At 59.6% G+C, this 19,572-nt stretch carries 3 protein-coding genes; 2 read left to right on the forward strand and 1 reads right to left on the reverse strand.

Annotated elements, in window-relative coordinates; genetic code table 11:
• Positions 1-283: 283 nt before the first annotated feature.
• Positions 284-13,813 carry an SdrD B-like domain-containing protein gene (locus F5984_RS10870; protein WP_152124270.1) on the forward strand — a complete coding sequence of 4,510 codons (13,530 nt, stop codon included), beginning with the start codon at positions 284-286 and terminating at the stop codon, positions 13,811-13,813.
• Positions 13,814-13,895: 82 nt separating this feature from the next.
• Here the strand turns inward: F5984_RS10870 and F5984_RS10875 are convergent, their stop codons facing one another.
• Positions 13,896-15,512: an amidase gene (locus tag F5984_RS10875; RefSeq protein WP_152124271.1), complete on the reverse strand. Its 1,617-nt coding sequence runs from the start codon at positions 15,510-15,512 to the stop codon at positions 13,896-13,898.
• 437 nt (positions 15,513-15,949) lie between these two features.
• On the opposite strand from F5984_RS10875, the gene F5984_RS10880 reads away from it, so the two are divergent.
• Positions 15,950-19,549, forward strand: coding sequence for an SdrD B-like domain-containing protein (locus F5984_RS10880; protein ID WP_152124272.1), 3,600 nt, complete (start codon positions 15,950-15,952; stop codon positions 19,547-19,549).
• Positions 19,550-19,572 lie beyond the last annotated feature (23 nt).

The raw sequence follows: 19,572 nt of genomic DNA on the forward strand, positions 1-19,572 counted from the left end.
CCCGAAAACTCTCACTTATGCGCTCTTTATTCTGGAAAGTGTTGACACATTAGGTTAAAAATTAGAGACATTTTATCCAGTAAAAGAAGACAGATCAAAGGGCCTGTACCGGGCAGGAAAGCTTGAAAACCAAACAGAATACGATAAATCATCATGTATATATAACCTTAACTCACCCATTCTATAGAGCATAAAAATTTGTCTTTTTAAACATGGCCCTATAGTTGCCTTACGGCATGAATGCCAACTCGTTTGGTCTTCTCCGACTTCCAAATTCAGGGTTATGAAAAATTTTTACCCCCTTTACCTCATCGGTTGTAAAGAGCGTGTATGCCGGTTTTTTCTGCTGGTGACCACGACCTTTTTGCTCGCTACCGGGGCGCAGGCCCAGATCACGGGCACCGTGTTTCGGGATTACAACAACAATGGCCTTTACGAAACCTCGACCAGTTACACCGAAGTAGGCGTAGCCGGGGTGGAAGTTCGGGTGTTCAACTCGGCGGGCACCAACGTGACCAATGGTTCCGTGCAGATTACCAACTCGGCCGGGGCGTATTCAATCAGCCCCACCACGGCAGGCCCCTTTCGGCTGGAGTTTACCCTGCCAACCAGCCTCAGCACCGCTAACTTCACCAGCGCCAACGGCACCGATTCACGAACGTCGATACAGTTCATTTCATCATCAACCGCTACGGCCAACTTTGGCATTAGCAATCCGAGTGACTATTGTCAGACCGTGGCCCCACCCCTGGTTGTGCCCTGCTTTGTCAGCGGAGACCCACTATCGACAACCACCACCGTCGGGGGTGAGGTAGCGATTGTCAGTGTGCCGTACAACTCATCGGGCACGGCAATTGCAGGTACCTACATAGCTACCGCCCGGCAAGTAGGTAGCGTATTTGGGCTGGCGTACCAGCGCGAAACCCAGAAACTCTTTTCGGCCGCTTTTCTGAAACGGCACGTGGGCCTCGGCCCGGCCGGGCTGGGTGGTATTTATGTCAATACCCTCACCAACCCAAGCAGCGCATCAACCACTACTACCACCTACGTTGATTTAGAAAATGCCCCGTTCAGCCTGAACCTGGGGCAATCGCTTATATCGGGGCGAATACTGCCGGGCAACGGTACCACAGCCAGCACCGACCCGCTGGCGTTCGATGCGGTGGGCAAGGTCGGGTTGGGAGGCATAGCTCTCTCCAGCAACGGCAGCACGTTGTACATTGTCGATCTGTTTAACCGGCAATTACTGGCCCTGAACATTGGCAACCCCGCCAAATCGAGTTTTACCGCAGCCGACCTGACGGCGATTCCCCTGCCCACGTCGGCCTCCTGCACCAATGGCGTAGCCCGCCCATTTGCCGTGAAAGTGTATCAGGGCCGGGTGTATGTAGGCGTGGTGTGTACGGGCGAAAATAGCGGCACCGATGCCAACCTGACGGCCTCGGTGTACGCGATGGCCGAGGGGGCTACATCGCTCAGTAGCGCAGCCGCTTTTACGTTCCGGCTCAACTATACCAAAGGCCGGGTTCACACCCAGGATGCCGCCCTGGGCGATCAGTGGGAAACCTGGACAAACACGTTTGCAGGTATCAACGCAGGCGTGGTAATCGGTACGGGTGCTGTTGATAACCCCTACCAGCAACGGCACGCCCGGCCACAGCCCATGTTCTCCGACATCAGCTTTGCCAACAATGGCGACATGATTATCGGCCTTATGGACCGGGGCGGGCACCAGCTGGGGTATCGGCAACGAAACACAACCAATACAACCTCCTCTACGCTCGTTAACGGCTACATTGGGGGCGATTTGCTCCGGGCGTCGTTCAACGGATCGGGCTGGACACTCGAAGCCAATGGGTCGGTGAGCGGCCTCACCAGTGCCTCAGGCGTAGGCACCTCACAAGGCCCCGGCATAGCCACCCCTACCGGATACACAGGTACATCCGGCGAGTTTTTCGCAACGGAGAACTACGTGGGTGTACTAACGACCGGTCAGCCGCCAGTCGAAATTCACCAGGAAACCTACATGGGTAGTTCGTTGGTGCTACCCGGCCTCAATCAGACCGTAGCCATCACCATGGACCCGCTGAACGTATGGTCGGGGGGATACACATGGTTCAACAACCAGACCGGTATCGATAGCCGCCGGGCGCAGATCTACCAAAGCGTGGGCGGCAGCGACCCCAACCCCGTCACCCTCGGCAAAGCCAACGGATTGGGGGGCATCAGTGCCATCTGCGACCCGTCTCCGCTCGAAATTGGGAACCGGATCTGGCGCGATACCGACCGCGATGGCGTGCAGGACGCCGGCGAACCCGGACTGGCGGGCGTGACGGTACAACTGTACCAGGGCTCCACGCTCGTATCGACCACGGTCACCAGTGCTACGGGTGAGTTTTTCTTTAACGACTCGAACGTGCCGGGCGGCCTTATTCCACAAACGACTTACGAGGTACGGCTACCCATCAGCTCCGCCACATTCTCGGGCTCAGTACTTTCGCCAGCCAACAACGCGTCGGTAAGCGACCAGATCGACTCCGACGCGACGCTCGTCAGCAATTACGGCTCGGTGTTTTACACCACGGGCTTTTCGGGCCAGAACAACCACACCCTTGACATTGGTATTGCCCCCGGCGACCCTGACCTGCGCATCACCAAAACCGTAGCCAACACCCTTGTAGCACAGGGGGCCAGTAACGTATTTACGCTCACCGTGCAGAATATTGGCACGGGGGTAGCCACCAACCCGGTGGTACGTGATGTGCTCGACGCGGGCCTGACGTACGTGGCCTCCAGCCCAACAGCGGGTACCGTATCGGGCGGTACGCTAACGTTTGCCCTGGGCACCTCGCTCGCCGTAGGAGCCACCAGTACCATTACGGTAACCGTGACAGCCGCCAGTACGGGGGTCTTGTTCAACGTGGCTTCGGTAACAGCAACCGAGCCCGAAGCGGGCACACTTGCCAACAACAACACAGCCCGCGCTGGCTTTGCCGTACCCGTTTACCTCTGTGCGGGCGGAACGTACACCGCTACCTTACCAGCCTCGTTCAGCAGTGTTCAGTTTTTTCAGAATGGCGTTCCGGTGGCCAGTACGGGCAACTCCCTGCTCATTTCGCAAGCAGGCACCTATAGCTACACGGCTCTGAACACCAATTGCGGAGCAGGCGGCTGCCCAACCTTTATTGTGCAGAATGGCACCCAGCAAACTCTGAGTGTGACCCCTTCCAGCCCCACGCTCTGCGCCGGGCAATCGCAAAACCTGACCGTGAGTGGCTGCACCAACGGAGCCATCAGCTGGTCGAATGGGCAAAGCGGAGCCACTATTCTGGTCAACCCCAGTACCACAACTACTTATACCGCCACCTGCACACCCACCAGCACCAGTCTTTGCAGCAGTACGGTGGCCGTGACGGTTACGGTGAATCCGTTGCCCACAGCCACACTGACATCGGCTACCATCTGCGCCGGGCAAACAACATCGTTGACGGCAACGGGCGGAACCCTGTACAACTTCGGGACCGGCAGTAGCACCAACAATACGCTGACCGTAAGTCAGGCTACGGCTGGCTCGTATCCTTACTCAGTCACGGTGAGCAGTGCCACGGGCTGCACGGCAGTAGCCAATGCCACCCTAACGGTAAATGCACTACCTACGCCCACGCTCACGCCATCGAGCTCGTCGGTCTGCCTCGGTGGGTCGGTGACCCTCAATGCCACGGGTGGTACCTTGTACAACTTCGGCACGGGAGCCACCGCCAACAGCACGTTGGCCGTTACACCAGGTAGCGTAGGCACCATCCCCTACTCGGTCACGGTAACCAACGCATCGGGCTGTACGGCCGTGGCCAATACAACGGTGACGGTTAACGCCCTACCCACGGCCACCCTGACGCCATCCAGCGCCCAAATCTGTTTGGGTAACTCAGCTACGTTGACAGCCACGGGCGGTACCCTATACAACTTTGGTTCGGGCGCCACCGCAACAAATACACTGGTGGTTAGCCCCGGAACTACGGGCCTATTTGCTTACTCTGTCACGGTAACTAACGCACAGGGTTGCACGGCCTTGGCTACCACCACGGTTACGGTCAATGCCCTGCCCACGGCCACACTCACCCTGTCGAGCGCAAGCATCTGCGTCGGGCAGTCGGCTACGCTGACGGCCACGGGCGGCACCCTCTACAACTTCGGAACGGGCGCAACAACCGGTAACACACTGATCGTGTCTCCGGCTACGGCGGGTAGCTATTCGTATTCGGTGGTGGTGACCAATGGGGCGGGCTGTACGGCTCTGGCTGCTACTACGCTCACGGTAAACCCCGTACCTACACCCACGTTGACCCCATCCAGCACGTCGATCTGCCTCGGCGAATCGGTAACCTTGACCGCAACGGGTGGTACCGGGTACAACTTTGGTTCGGGTACCACAGCGAGCAACACCTTTGTGGCGACGCCGGGTAGCGTCGGCACCTTCCCGTACTCGGTCACCGTGACCAACGCACAGGGTTGTTCGGCCGTAGCCACCACCAATGTTACCGTCAACGCGCTACCCACGGCCACGCTCACGCCATCCAGCGCCCAAATCTGTCTGGGCAGTTCGGCTACGCTGACGGCCGGGGGCGATACGCTTTACAACTTTGGTTCGGGCGCTACCGCGACGAATACGCTGGTGATCAGCCCGGCCACTACGGGCACGTTTGCCTACTCGGTTACGGTGACTAACGCACAGGGTTGCACGGCCGTAGCTACCACAACGGTTACGGTGAATGCGTCGATCAACGCCGGGCTGACAGCTTCGAGCGCGAGCATCTGCGCGGGTGCGTCGGTCACGCTGACGGCATCGGGCGGTACCGAATACAGCTTTATTGGTGCGTTTGGCGCCGATCCCAACCGGGTAGTGTCGCCCAGCACCACCACAACCTACTCCGTGACGGTACGCAACGGGGCTACCAGCTGCACCGCTGTAGCCGCGACCACCGTCACGGTGAATCCGGTACCCACGCCCACCCTGACGGCATCAGCGTCGGCTATCTGCGCGGGAGGCTCAGCAACCCTCACGGCCGGAGGAGCAGGCACGGGCGGCACCTACACGTTTAGCGGCCCCGGCCTGACGGCCACTGGCAATACCGCCGTAGTGCCAACCAGTACCCCCGGCACCTATGCCTACTCGGTAGTGGTCACCAACAGCGCGGGCTGTACCGCCCTGACTACAACAACGCTCACGGTAAACCCGCAACCCACCGCGACCCTGACGCCCTCGTCACAAACCATCTGTCCGGGCAGCTCGGCAACCCTCACAGCAGGCGGAGGAGTCAACTACAACTTCAGTGGCTCTGGTCTGACTATTTTTGGCAATGAAGCCGTTGCTACACTCAGTACGGCAGGCACGTACGCATATTCGGTGGTAGCTACCAATGGCCTTGGCTGTACGGCCGTTGCCAACGCCACCGTCACGGTAAGCCCGGCCGTAGTGGTGACGCTCATTCCCAGTAGCCCTGACAAATGCTCAGGCCCCACATCAGTCACCTTGACAGCCAACGCGCCCGGTGCGACTTCGTACGAACTAAGCGACGGACAGGTGTCCACAACGGGTCAGTTTGAAGTAAGCCCCCTCCAGACGACCGTTTACACCGTGACGGCCACCAACGGCACAACGGGTTGCTTCGGCATTGCCGGGACTATCGTTACCGTGAACCCCACCCCGGTGGTCAGCATCACCCCATCGAGCGTAGCCATTTGCCAGAACGGCAGCACAACCCTCACGGCCCTGAGCTGCACCGGTACCCTGCTATGGTCGACGGGTTCAACCGCCAGCTCGATTCTGGTGCAGGCTCCGGCGAGCGTATCCGCTCTGTTGGTTCAGTCATACACCGTAACCTGCACCGCATCGACGGGTTGCGCGGCCTCGGCATCAGCAGTCGTCACCATTTCGCCACCCGACGCCATCACGGCCGTTAGCAACTCGCCTGTTTGCGCGGGGCAAACGATTGAGCTACGCGCTACGGCCGGGGGTAGTCAGTATATCTGGAGCGGGCCGAACAACTTTACGGCCAACACCGCCACTGTGACTATCCCGAACGCAACGGCCGCCAACGCGGGCCTATACAGCGTGACGCTTACGGGCGGCACCTGCGACGGAGTAGCGAGTGTGAGCGTAGCGGTGAATGCGTTGCCCATAGCCACCCTCTCGTCGGCCACGATATGCCCCGACGGTGCGGCTACCCTCACGGCCACCGGCGGCACCTTTTACCTTTTCTCGAACGGTGCCGAGACCACAGGCAACACACTCACTGTCAGCCCTAATACAACAACTACCTACTCGGTTACAGCAACCAATGCGGCTGGTTGTACTGCTCTGGCGACGGGCACCGTAACAGTAAATCAGGCCCCAACAGCCACCTTGAGCGCACCCACGGTTTGCGTAGGAGGGTCGGCCACGTTGATTGCCACGGGCGGTACGCTGTACAACTTCGGTTCGGGCGCTACAGCCTCAAACAGCCTGATTGTGCCGACTCCAACGGCTGGTACGTTCCCCTATTCGGTCACGGTCACGAACGCACAGGGTTGCACGGCCGTAGCCACCGATATTCTGACGGTCAATGTGTTACCAGTTGCCAATCTGCTCGCATCACCCGCCACCCTCTGCCTCGGCGAATCGGCAACGCTGACCGCCAGCGGAGGCTCAGGCACCTTGCCTTACAACTTTGGGGGCGGCACCACTGCGAGCAATACAACCGTAGTAACCCCGACCACCACGGGCCTATTTACCTACTCGGTCACGGTGACCAACGCACTGGGCTGTTCGGCCGTTGCCAACACCACGGTTACAGTCAACGCCCCACCTACGGCAACACTCACCCTATCGAGTGGAAGCATCTGCGTCGGGCAGTCGGTTACGCTGACGGCCACGGGGGGTACGTTGTATAACTTCGGTGGAGGGCTCACAACGGGCAACACACTGGTAGCCAGCCCAGCCACGGCGGGCAGTTATTCGTACTCGGTGGTCGTAAGCAATGCATCGGGTTGTACAGCCCTGGCTACTGCTACGCTGACCGTCAATCCGGTACCTTCGCCAACGCTTACTGCATCGAGCACGGGCATCTGCCTCGGCGAGTCGGTGACCTTAACGGCAACAGGCGGTACCGGGTACAACTTTGGCACGGGGCTTACGGCGAGCAACACGCTTGTAGTGACGCCAGGCAGTGTAGGCTCATTCCCCTATTCGGTCACAGTGGTGAATGCCCAGGGTTGTGCGGCCGTAGCTACTGCCAATGTTACAGTTAATGCGCTTCCTGTAGTCACGCTGACGCCCTCCAGCGCGTCGATCTGCTCCGGTGGGTCGGTGACTCTGACCGCCACAGGTGGTACCGGGTACAACTTCGGTACGGGCATTACAGTAAGCAACACGTTCGTTGTGACACCGGGCAGCGCGGGCTCATTCCCCTACTCGGTCACGGTGACCAATGCCTCAGGCTGTTCGGCCGTAGCGACCACCACGGTTACGGTCAATGCGTCGATCATCGCCGGGCTGACCCTATCGAACGCGCGCATCTGTATCGGCGAATCGGCCACGTTGACGGCCACAGGCGGCACCCTGTTCAATTTCGGCGGGGGTAACCAAACGGCCAATTTCCTCATCGAAACACCCTCCGCACCGGGCACCTATCCGTACTCTGTCACGGTGAGCAATGGGACTACCGGATGCAGCAGCACGGCATCGGCCCTTCTGACGGTTAACCCCTTACCCGTAGCAACACTATCGTCGCTGACGGTTTGCCAGGGCGCACCCGCAACGCTCACGGCCACCGGAGGCAGCACCTACGCGTTTGCCGGGCCGGGCGTTACGGCAGGCACTACATCCGCCAACACCCTCAGCGTGCCCACCACCAACGCGGGCAGCTTTGTGTACTCCGTGACCGTGACCGACGGCAGCACCGGGTGCAGCAGCGTGACTACAGCAACCCTCACGGTAAACCCAGCCGTTACGGCTACGCTATCGTCGGTTTCGATCTGCGAAGGGCAACCCGCCTTACTGACGGCTACCGGCGCGGGCATTGGCGGCACCTACGCCTTCAGCGGGCCGGGCGTTACGACTACGGGCAGCACCACGGCCAACACCCTTACGGTACAGTTACCGGCCGGGTCGGGCACGTTCCTGTACTCCGTAACCGCCACCAACAGCTTCAACTGTTCGGCGGTAGCCACCGGTACTATTGTTGAGCAATTAGCCCCGCTCGCTACTCTATCGTCGGCCACGGTCTGCGTGGGTGAGTCGGCCCAACTGATTGCAGCGGGCGGCAGTAGCTACGCGTTTAGCGGCCCGAACATTACGGGTGTCGATACAAACACGCTCACCGTAGCAACTCCCACGGCTGGCACGTTCCCCTATTCCGTCACGGTACTCAACGGGGCCGGTTGTGAGGCCATTGCCAACGGGATACTCACCGTAAATAATCTGCCGATGGTCGGCCTGGTATCGTTGACGGTCTGCCTCAACCAACCGGCTACCCTCACAGTAACGGGTGGCACACCGGGCAGCACTTATGCGTTTGCCGGGCCGGGCGTTACAACAGGCACTACGTCGGCCAACACCCTCAGCGTGCCCACCACCAACGCGGGCAGCTTTGTGTACTCCGTAACGGTGACCGACGGTAACACCGGATGCAGCAGCGTGACCACGGCAACCCTCACGGTCAACCCCGCTGTGGTGGCCACGCTATCGTCCGTCTCGATCTGCGACGGTGCCCCCGTGAGCCTGACTGCTACCGGCGGGACTCTGTACCAGTTCAGCGGCCCCGGCCTGACAATCACCGGCAGCACAACGGCCAACGTAGTGGCGGTCAATATACCCGCCGGTAGCGGCACATTCCCATACTCGGTGACGGTGACTGACGCCAACGGTTGCTCGGCCGTAGCCACCGCAACGATTGTTGAACGGGCGGCACCAACCCCGGCGCTCTCATCGCTCGTGGTCTGTCTGGATGAACCAACCACTCTCACGGCAATGGGCGCGGGTCCTGGAAGTACGTATCTCTTCGGCGGGCCGGGCATCACAGGCGCATTGAGCCAAACAGCCAACACCCTTGCCGTAGCCACCAACCTGCCGGGCACGTATCCGTACTCAGTAACGGTGACCGACGCCAACGGGTGTACGGCCATTAGCAACGCAACCGTCACGGTAAACCCAGCCGTTACGGCTACGGTCAATTCAGCTAATGTTTGCTTTGGGCAGTCGGTTACGCTGACGGCCACCGGCGGCACCTCGTACGTCTTTAGCGGTTCGGGCATTGTAAGGACCTCGGGCAATACCGCTGTGGTGGCGGCCACGGTGCCGGGCACATACCTGTACGACGTTCGGGTAACCGATGCCAACGGCTGCACAGCTATCACCACAGCCACGGTCACATTCTACCCACCCGTAACGGCCACGCTCTCGTCGGCCTCCATCTGCGAGGGCACCTCGGCCACGCTCACAGCCTCGAACAGTGGCGGAGAAAGCTACCTCCTGAGCGGCCCCGGTATCACGAACCCCACCTCAACCACCGACAACGTATTTGTGGTGACGCCCGTTGGGACCGGTGAGTTTTTGTACACCATTCGGGTTACCGACGCCGTTGGGTGTACGGCTACCGCACAGGGTCGGGTGTTCAAATACAGCAGCCCGCAGGTTAGCCTGTCGTCGGCTTCGATTTGTGCAGGCACCTCGGCTACCCTCGTAGCCACCGGAGCACCGGCCAACGCGCTCTATAGCTTCAGCGGAACCGACATCCTGACGGTTGCCAATAACCAGATTGTGGTAGAACCACCCGTAGCCGGTACGTATCCGTACTCGGTGACGGTGACCGACGCCAACGGGTGCTCAGCCGTGTCCAACGCCGTACTGACGGTGCAGGGCCTGCCCTCGGTCGCTATCACAACGCTCACCTGCAACGGCCTCTCCACCTACACCGTGAACTTTACGGCAACAGCCGGGGCGTTAGTCATGGCCAATGTCGGCACGGTGACGGGGAACCAGGTTACGGGGATTCCGAGCGGTCAGACAGTCTTGCTCACGGCCACGCTGAACAGCTGCACAGCAACGGCATCGGCCACGCTCGACTGTCGCGTTAATGCTGCCTCGCTCGGCGACTTTGTTTGGGAAGATCTCAATGCCAATGGCGTGCAGGATGCGGGCGAGCCACCCATCAGTGGCGTTACCGTGACCCTCTACACCAACGGCAGCGCGGTGGCTACCACGCAGACAAACGCCAACGGGCTGTACAGCTTTACGGGCCTCACACCGGGTATCGGCTACGTAGTTGAGTTTGGCGCACCAGCGGGCTTTACCGCTACCGTGGCCAATGCCGGCAGCGATACGGGCCGCGACAGCAACGCCGACCCTCTCACGGGCCGGACAGCAAGCGTAACCTTGGCCCCCGGTGAGGTGAACCCCACAATCGACGCGGGTTTCTACCGGCCCGCCAGCCTCGGCGATTATGTCTTTGCGGACAACGATCAGAACGGAACCCCGTCGCCGGGCGATCTGCCTCTGAGCGGTGTGACCGTTACCCTAATCAACAACGGCACCGTGGTGGCCAGCACCGTTACGAACCCCGACGGCACCTACAGCTTTACGGGTCTGACACCGGGCGTACCCTACTCGGTAAGCTTTACGGCTCCCAACGGCTTTACGGCTACTACCTACCCCACGGGCATTACGAATCCAGTCACGCTGACCTCCGGCGAAAACAACGCCACGATTGATGCGGGCTTCTTCAGCCCGGCCTCGCTGGGTAACTTCGTCTGGAGTGATACCAATCGGGATGGTGTGCAGGATACAAACGAGCCGGGCATTCCGAACGTGACCGTAACCCTCGTCCGTAATGGGACCGCTGTAGCCACCACCACGACCGACGACAACGGTTTCTACAACTTCACGGGGCTGATACCGGGGGTGCCGTACTCGGTGAGCTTTGCCGCACCGGCCAACTTCTCGGCATCGCCCGCCAATCAGGGGGGCGACGACACGACGGATAGCGACGTCATCAACGGAATTACCAGCTCACTGACGCTCAGCCCCGGCGAAAACAACCCGACGCTGGACGCCGGATTCTACCCGCTACGTTTCGACCTGGCGCTGAACAAAGCCGTGGTAAGTGCGCCCACCCCGCTGTTGCCGGGTAGCCTGATCACGTACCGAATCACGCTCACGAACGAAGGCGAACTGACGGCCTTCAACACGCTTATTACCGACACCCCACCCGCCGAACTGAGCTTCTCGGCGGCCAACTCGCCCGATTTCACCAGTACGGGCGGGGTAGCATCGGCTACGGTGGCGGCCCTGGCTCCGGGTCAAAGCGTCACGCTGACGGTAGCCTACACCCTGGCTACGGGCACGTCGACAGCCCTGACTAATCAGGCAGAGATCACCTCTACCAGTAACGACGATGTGGACTCAACACCGGGCAACCGGGCCGTTGCTCCCGACGAAGACGATACGGCCATCGCCACCATTCAGCCAGTGCAGTTTGCCGCCCTGGGTAATTTTGTGTGGGAAGACCTGAACGCCAACGGACAGCAGGATTCGGGCGAGCCGGGCATTTCGAACGTAACAGTGAGCCTACTCCAGAACGGCGTGGTGCTGACCACCACAACCACCAACGCGGGGGGCTTGTACAGCTTCACGGGCCTGACACCGGGCGTAGCCTATCAGGTACGGTTCGATGCACCCGTTGGCTTCACCAGCACGGTTGCCAACACCGGTAATGACGTAACCGACTCAGACCCCGACCCAATCACGGGCCTGAGTCAACCGGTAACCATGACGGGTGGCGAAACAAACAACACCCTGGATGCGGGCTTCTACCGGCCAGCCAGCCTCGGCGATCAGGTGTTTGTTGACCTGAACGAGAATGGTACGCAGGATACCGGTGAGCCGGCCCTCGCGGGTGTCACGGTGACGCTCGTCAGCAACGGCACCGTGGTGTCCAGTACGGTTACGAACCCCGACGGCACCTACAGCTTTACGGGTCTGACGCCCGGCGTACCCTACTCGGTGAGCTTCACGGCCCCCAACGGCTTCACGGCCACTACCTACCCCACGGGCATTTCGGGGTCGGTGACACTCGCATCGGGTGAGTCGAATAATACGCTCGATGCCGGGTTCAACAGCATCCCGGTGTACGATCTGAATCTGACGAAAACTATAGTGAGCACAGGGCCGTACTTCCCCGGCAGCCTTATCACGTACGAGATAACGGTGACAAACAACTCGAACCGGCCGGTGTACAATCTCAGAATTACTGATCAGTTGCCCACCGGTCTCCAGTTTGTGAGTGGTACGGGCTTCGCCAGTACCACGGCCAATAGTCTGAGTGCACTGGTAGCGGGACCGCTTTCGGCCTCGGGGGGCACCACAAGCCTGACCCTGACGGCCATGTTGAACCCCAACTTCACCGGAACGTCGCTCAATAACATCGCCGTAGTGGAAGCCTTCACGCCAACCGAAGACCTCAACGGGCCCTTGCTGATTGATTCCGACCTAACCGATAACCGGGATGAAGTTGCTGTACCCATTGGCCAATTGGCAAGCCTCGGCGACCAGACGTTTGTTGATACCAATGGCGATGGGATTCAAAACAACAGTGAGCCGGGCCTCGCGGGTGTCACGGTGACGCTCGTCAGCAACGGCACCGTGGTAGCCAGCACCGTTACGAACCCCGACGGCACCTACAGCTTTACGGGTCTGACGCCCGGCGTACCCTACTCGGTGAGCTTCACGACTCCCGACGGCTTCACGGCTACTACCTACCCCACGGGTATTTCGGCACCAGTGACGCTAACAGCGGGTGAGGCCAATACCAGCGTCGATGCCGGGTTTGTCCCGCTCCAGCCTGCATTGGTACTGACCAAGGCGGTCAGCACCAACCGGACAACGCTGGGGGCTGTGGTCTCGTACACCGTCACGCTGGCCAACACGGGGCCGGTCTCGGCAACGAGTATCGTAGTTAGCGATACGGCGTCGGCTGGGGTACTGATTGTGCCGGGTTCCGCATCGGTTTCGGCGGGTAGCTTTACGCCCGGCATGGGTGGAGGTACCTGGGCAATTGCCAGCCTGCCCGCAGGGGCTACGGCTACACTCGTGTACAGCGCCAGCCTCACCACCGAGGGTGTATCGACCAACACGGCGTCGATTCCGGGTCAGGACGCATCGGTATGCACCACAATACCGTATCGGGTATGTGCGGGGCAACCCTTCGGCATTCGACTGGGGGCTCCGGCCGGTTTCAGCCGCTATCAGTGGTTCCTCACAGCGCCCGGTGCCACCACCGCTACGCTCGTTTCAGACGGTACGCTCAACTCGTTTACGGCAACCTTGCCCGGCGAGTATCAGGTGGTAATCGATGAAGGGATTGCGGGCGGATGCCTGCAGTCGACCTGCTGCCCGTTTGTGATCGAGGAAACGCAGGTGCCGTTGTTTACCGTACTGACCCGCAACCCGACCTGCTTGGGCTCAACCCCACAAGCTAATGGTCAGTTGCAGGTTACGGGTCTGGGCACCGATGCAGGTACCCGTTACAGCTACCAGTATTCGGCAGGCACCAGCTTCGATGGAGCCCTGGCCGTACCGACTTCGGTAACGGCCCTGCCCGCCGATGGTATTCTGGCGAGCAACCTGCCCGAAGGCAACTACACCGTTCGGATCACCGATGTACAGACGGGTTGTTTCCGCGATGTCACCGTTGCCCTCACGGCCAATTGCACCTGTCCCGAAGACATCTGCGTGCCCATAACGATCAAGAAAACCAAGTCGCTTGGGAAGGGATTATAATGAGCGAATGAGTAATTGAGCGATTGAGTGAATAATGTGTAGAATGCACTTTCTCTCAATCGCTCATTCACTCAATCACCCATTAAATCAGCGACGGCTTAAACACCGGCCGGGTACGTTTTTTAGAGGCCTGTTCGTAGGCATAGGCCAAACGAAGCAGTGCGCCTTCCTGATAGGCACCCGCGATGAGCGAGAAGCCAACCGGCAAGCCGTGCACCATGCCCATGGGTACCGTGATGTGCGGGTAGCCCGCCATAGCCGCCGGTGGGCAGAAGTAGAAGCCCGTATCGTAGTCGCCGTTGACCAGATCAATGCAGCCCGCGTAGCCAATACTCGTGCCGCAAATGGCATCCAGCTTGTTATCGGCCATGAGTTTGTCGATGATCTGCCGCGTTCCGAGCGTTTTGGCTAAGGCATCGGTGTACTCTTTACTGCTGAGGTCGCCTTTGGCTTCGCTACTTTCGAGAATTTCCTGCTTGAAGAATGGCATGGCTTCGGCCTCATTTTTTTGGTTGAAGGTAATCACATCGGCCAGCGATTTTACGCCCGCCCCGGCCGTTGCCAGGTACCGGTTCAGACCATCTTTAAACTCATATTGCAGCACCGTGTACTCAGCCCCGCCAATCTCGCGGGTGAGCTTGAGCAAATCGACCTCGACCACGGTAGCCCCTTGTTTCTTCAGCGTTTCGATGGCCTCTTTGTACAGACCAACCACCCCCTCGTGCCCGGTCAGAAACGACTTTTCGACCCCGATGCGCTTACCGGCCAGCCCGCCCGCGTCCAGAAACCGGGTATAATCCGATTCGGTTTTTCCGGCGCTTTGGGCCGTAACGGCATCGGCCGGGTCGGCCCCGACCATTGCCCCGAGCAAAATGGCTGCGTCGGTTACAGTACGGGTCATGGGCCCGGCGGTATCCTGCGTTTTAGAGATCGGGATAATACCCGTACGGCTCACCAGACCGATGGTCGGTTTGAGACCTACCAGGCCGCAAAACGAGGATGGCGCAATAATCGACCCGTCGGTTTCGGTACCCACGGCCACAGCGCACAGGTTAGCGGCCACGGCTGCCCCTGAGCCCGAACTCGACCCGCACGGGCTCCGGTCGAGCACATACGGATTGCGGGTTTGCCCACCCCGGCTACTCCAGCCGCTACTCGACCGGGTTGAGCGGAAGTTAGCCCACTCGCTCAGGTTGGTTTTACCCAGGATTACAGCCCCAGCCGCCCGGAGCTTAGCGGCCACAAACGCATCCTTGGCGGCCTTGTGGCCTTTCAGCGCCAGCGAACCCGCCGTGGTGCTCATCTGATCGCCCGTGTCGATGTTGTCTTTGAGCAAAATTGGAATGCCGTGCAGCGGGCCACGTACTTTACCAGCCTTGCGTTCTTCGTCCAGCGTGGCCGCCATCGTCAGGGCATCCGGGTTTACTTCGATCACCGACTTCAGGCCCGGCCCATTTTGGTCGATGGCCTCGATCCGGTCCAGATACAGTTTGGTGATGTCGGCAGCGGTGTACTCGCCAGCCTGCATCTTTTTCTGTAGTTCACTCACAGTCACCTCATTCAGCACAAAGTCGTCGGTAAACGAAGTGGATTTTGTTTCGGTTTGGGCCGGTTTGTCGGCTCCGCAGGCAGCCATCGCCAACGAGGTAGCCCCCAGGCTAACGGCCGATGAGCTTTTGATAAAATGTCGTCTGTTCATTCAGCAAGAATGTGAAGTGGGTTTTGACGCCCCAAGGGGCACAGGTTTACAATTACGCGAATTTGAGCATACTTCGGCACTAAGTTTGTACTGTATTAAGGCTTATTTCAGAACACCCCTTCGCGTACCCTCTCCCCGCTCCTGAAGACCCTTCGCACAGAGCCCCGTTGCTCCTCCTGCAACCCCTACCCGAACGTATAATCACCCGCCTAACTATTCCGTATTCGACCGTACAGACACAAATGCAATTCATTGATAATCAACATAGAACACCTTACACATTTTCTCTATAAATCTAAATCCAACGGATCATTAGTCGTCTAACTGCCTCATACTGGCGCACTTATTGCTATCGCCGAATCAATCGAATAGCTCTTGATTCCATCATAGTCTTATATCCGGGGTTGGCTTTGCCAGCTTCCGAACGCTACCGTTCTATGCGTCTTTTTACAATCTCATGGATGCCTCTGAAGTGGCCGATTGAGCCACACGACGAAGCCCCCCAACGGCCTTTCCCTGGGCTTTTCGTTGGACTTTTGCTCTGCTTCGGGCTGGGCGCCTTTTCGGCACAGGGGCAGGTGACAGGGCAGGTGTTTCGTGACTACAACGGCGATGGCGTGCGGCAACCAACCGAGCCACTCGTCGGGGGAGTTGTGGTGCAGGCTTACAACACCACCAATGTACTCTGTGCGTCGGTCACAACGGGCACGACGGCCGATGGCAATGGGCACAACTACGCCCTTTCCGGGTGCACAGGGCCGGTTCGGGTCGAGTTCTCAATTCCGGGTGCGGTAGCGCAGGTATGCGGCCTGAACAATCAGCTCGATTTTCCAGCCGGGGGCGGGGCCAACTATGGCTCAGCGGTGCAGTTTATATCGTCGCCGGGCGTGGCCCATTTCGCCATTGCTTCCCCGCACGAATACGCGTCGCCAAGGCTGGCCAATCCCAAATTGTTTACGTCTTGTTACGTGAGCGGCAACAATACTGGCCTGGGCAATGTAGGTGATGCCGATGCGTTTGTGGGCGTTGATTACAACCCCGTAAGCAACAACGCCCCCGCCCCGGCCCATTACGCCAACTCCCGCCAAATTGGCGCTACCTGGGGCATCGCCTACTCCAAACAGGCCAGGCGGGTGTTTACGGCCGCCGTACTGAAACGCCATACGGGGCTGGGGCCGCTCGGCTCAGGGGGTATTTACCTGATCGACCCCGCGGTGCAGTTACCCGCTACCAACGGCGTAACCAACTTCCTTGACTTCGACGCCCTGGGCATTCCCACGCGAGGGTCGGGCACGTACGCGGGGGCAACCGTGGCAGGGCCGGAGGTTGCGTACAGTCCCGTGATCGGGTCGAACACCGAGCGGGGCCTGGGCACCAACCTCGACTCGGGCGAGAAAGACGCGCAGGCATTGGCGCAGGTAGGCCGGGTCTCGTTTGGTGACCTGGACATCTCCGACGATGGACGGTACCTGTACGTCATGAACCTGTACGACAGCCGTCTGTACGAAATCGACCTAACCGACCCGGCCAACCCCGTAGCGCCAACGGCCGCCAACCGGGCCACTAAAATTCGGTCGTGGGCCATTCCGAAACCCTGCAATGCGGCTACGGGTACCCCCCGACCGTGGGGTATCGATTATTACCGGGGTAAGGCCTACATCGGGGTTGTGTGCGATGCTTCTATTTCGCAGAATTCGGGCGATCTGAGCTTTACCATCTACGAACTGGACCGTACAGCGGGTACTTTCTCCGCCCGGCTGAGTCATTCGCTCGACTTCGGGCGGGGTGTTTCCGACGGCTTCCGGGCCAACGGCAGCGCCCGTACTGGCTGGTTTGGCTGGACCAACGACTGGAGCAAGCTGGTACAGGGTACCGAGGTGGTCAACTGGCCGCAACCCATTCTATCGGACCTTGAATTTGATACCGATGGTTCCCTCGTTCTGGGCTTCATCGACCGGGCGGGTTTGCAGGGTGGCTGGTGGAATTTCAGCCCAATTGCGAACGATAGCCAGCTCTTCATGACTATCACCGGGGGTGATATTCTGCGGGCCTACAAACGCAGCGACTGCACCTGGGAACTCGAATCGGGCGGCAAAGAAGGCCCCAGCAGCGCCAAGGCTGCTACCGCTGGCGCTTTCAACGGCGAAGGCCCCGGCGGGGGTGAATTTTATCACGACGAAAAACTGGGTACCTCGCACCGCGAAACCGCGCTGGGTGGCCTCGGTATGTTGTGGGGCACTGGCGATGTGGTCTCAACCGTGTACGACCCCTTCGGCTTCGATTCGTTCGGGCTGGCCTGGTTCGATAATACCACCGGGCAGCGCGACAAAGCATTTGAAGTGTTCTGGACGGGAAACTCGGGGACTACACCCAACACCGGCACGTTCTCCAAGGGAATCAGTCTGGGCGACGTGGAGGTACAGACCGAGGTGGCCCCGATCGAGATTGGCAACCGGATTTGGGACGACACCGACCAGGATGGAATTCAGGATGCGGGCGAAGCCGGGTTTGCCGGTGTAAGCGTTACCCTCAGCACCAGTTCGGGAACACCCATTGCTACGGCTACCACCGACGCCAACGGTACGTATTATTTCTCGTCGGGCAGCGGTACCTCTACCGCCAGCGCGATTTACGGCCTCACCGCCCTGACTGCCCAAACCGCCTACCAGCTTACGTTTCCGACGTACACCGCCGGTAAAGCCCTCGCCCCCGCCAACGCAGGTGCCGACCATATCGATTCAGACGCCCCGGCGAGTGGCGTCCTTTCGTTCTCAACCACTGATTCCGGGCAAACCAACCATTCGTTCGACGTCGGGTACAGCGCCGTCCCCTGCGCCCTGACCCTCACGGCATCGGCGGGCACCTGCAATCCGCAAACCAATGCGTATGCGGTAAGCGGTATTCTTAGTTTCACTAATGCCGTAGCTGGCGTGGCAACCCTTACCGACGGGCTCCTGTCGACCACCCTCACCATCCCGGCCGGGGCTACTTCGGTTGCGTATGCTCTCACGGGCCTTGTGGCAGGTACGGGTTCGCGCACGGTCACGGTTTCCCTACCCGACTGCGGCAGTGCCGTAGCCATGTACACGGCCCCGGCGGCCTGTCTGGCTGGTCCCAGTCTATCGCTGACCAAAACCGTCAGCGCGAGCCAGGCGCAACGGGGCGATGTGGTCTCGTACACCGTAACGGTATCGAACACAGGCCCGGTAGCCGCAACGGGGGTAGTTGTGAATGATGTTTTGGGCACCGGTATCAGCCCCGTACCCGGCTCATTTGTGGTTTCGGCCGGGAGTTTCGTACCCAGTTTCAGCGGTGGCGACTGGACGCTGGCGAGCTTACCCGCCGGTGCAACCGCTACGCTTGTGTACAGCGCGAGCCTGACAGCCGCCGGAGTCCTGGTCAACATGGCATCAATCCCCGACGAGGAGGTACAGGTCTGTACCACGGTGCCGTACCAGGTTTGCAGCGAGCAATCGGTGGCGATTCCGTTGAATGCTACGGGCGGGTTTACGCGTTATCAATGGTACCGAACTGCCCCCGGCTCCAGCACGGCTACCCTCGTAGCCGACGGTGCACTTAGCTCATTTACAGCTACTCTACCCGGCGAGTACCGCGTTGTGATCGACAATGGACTGGTAAACCCCTGTGGTCAGTTGCCCTGTTGCCCCTTCGTGATTGAGGAAACACAGGTACCCCTCTTTACGATTCAGACCCAAAACCCAACCTGCACCGGGGCCACACCGCAGGCCAATGGACAGCTTCAGGTAGCTGGCCTGGGCACTAATGCGGGCACCCGTTACGATTATCAATATGTAGCCGCAACTAGTTTCAATGGAGCCTCGGCAACACCCGTTACGGCCGTACCCGCCAACGGGATATTAGCCACGAATTTGGCGGTTGGCAACTACACGGTTCGCATTACCGATCGGGCGTTGGGGTGCTTCCGCGATGTGACAGTAGCCCTCGTCGACACCTGTGCCTGCCCACCAACTCAGTGTTTGCCCATCACGGCCGCTCGGCTGTCGGTTGAAAAATAAGAAGCCGACACTGAATCCACAGA

It is taken from the genome of Rudanella paleaurantiibacter (assembly GCF_009184635.1).
GTDB classification, from domain to species: Bacteria; Bacteroidota; Bacteroidia; order Cytophagales; family Spirosomataceae; genus Rudanella; species Rudanella paleaurantiibacter.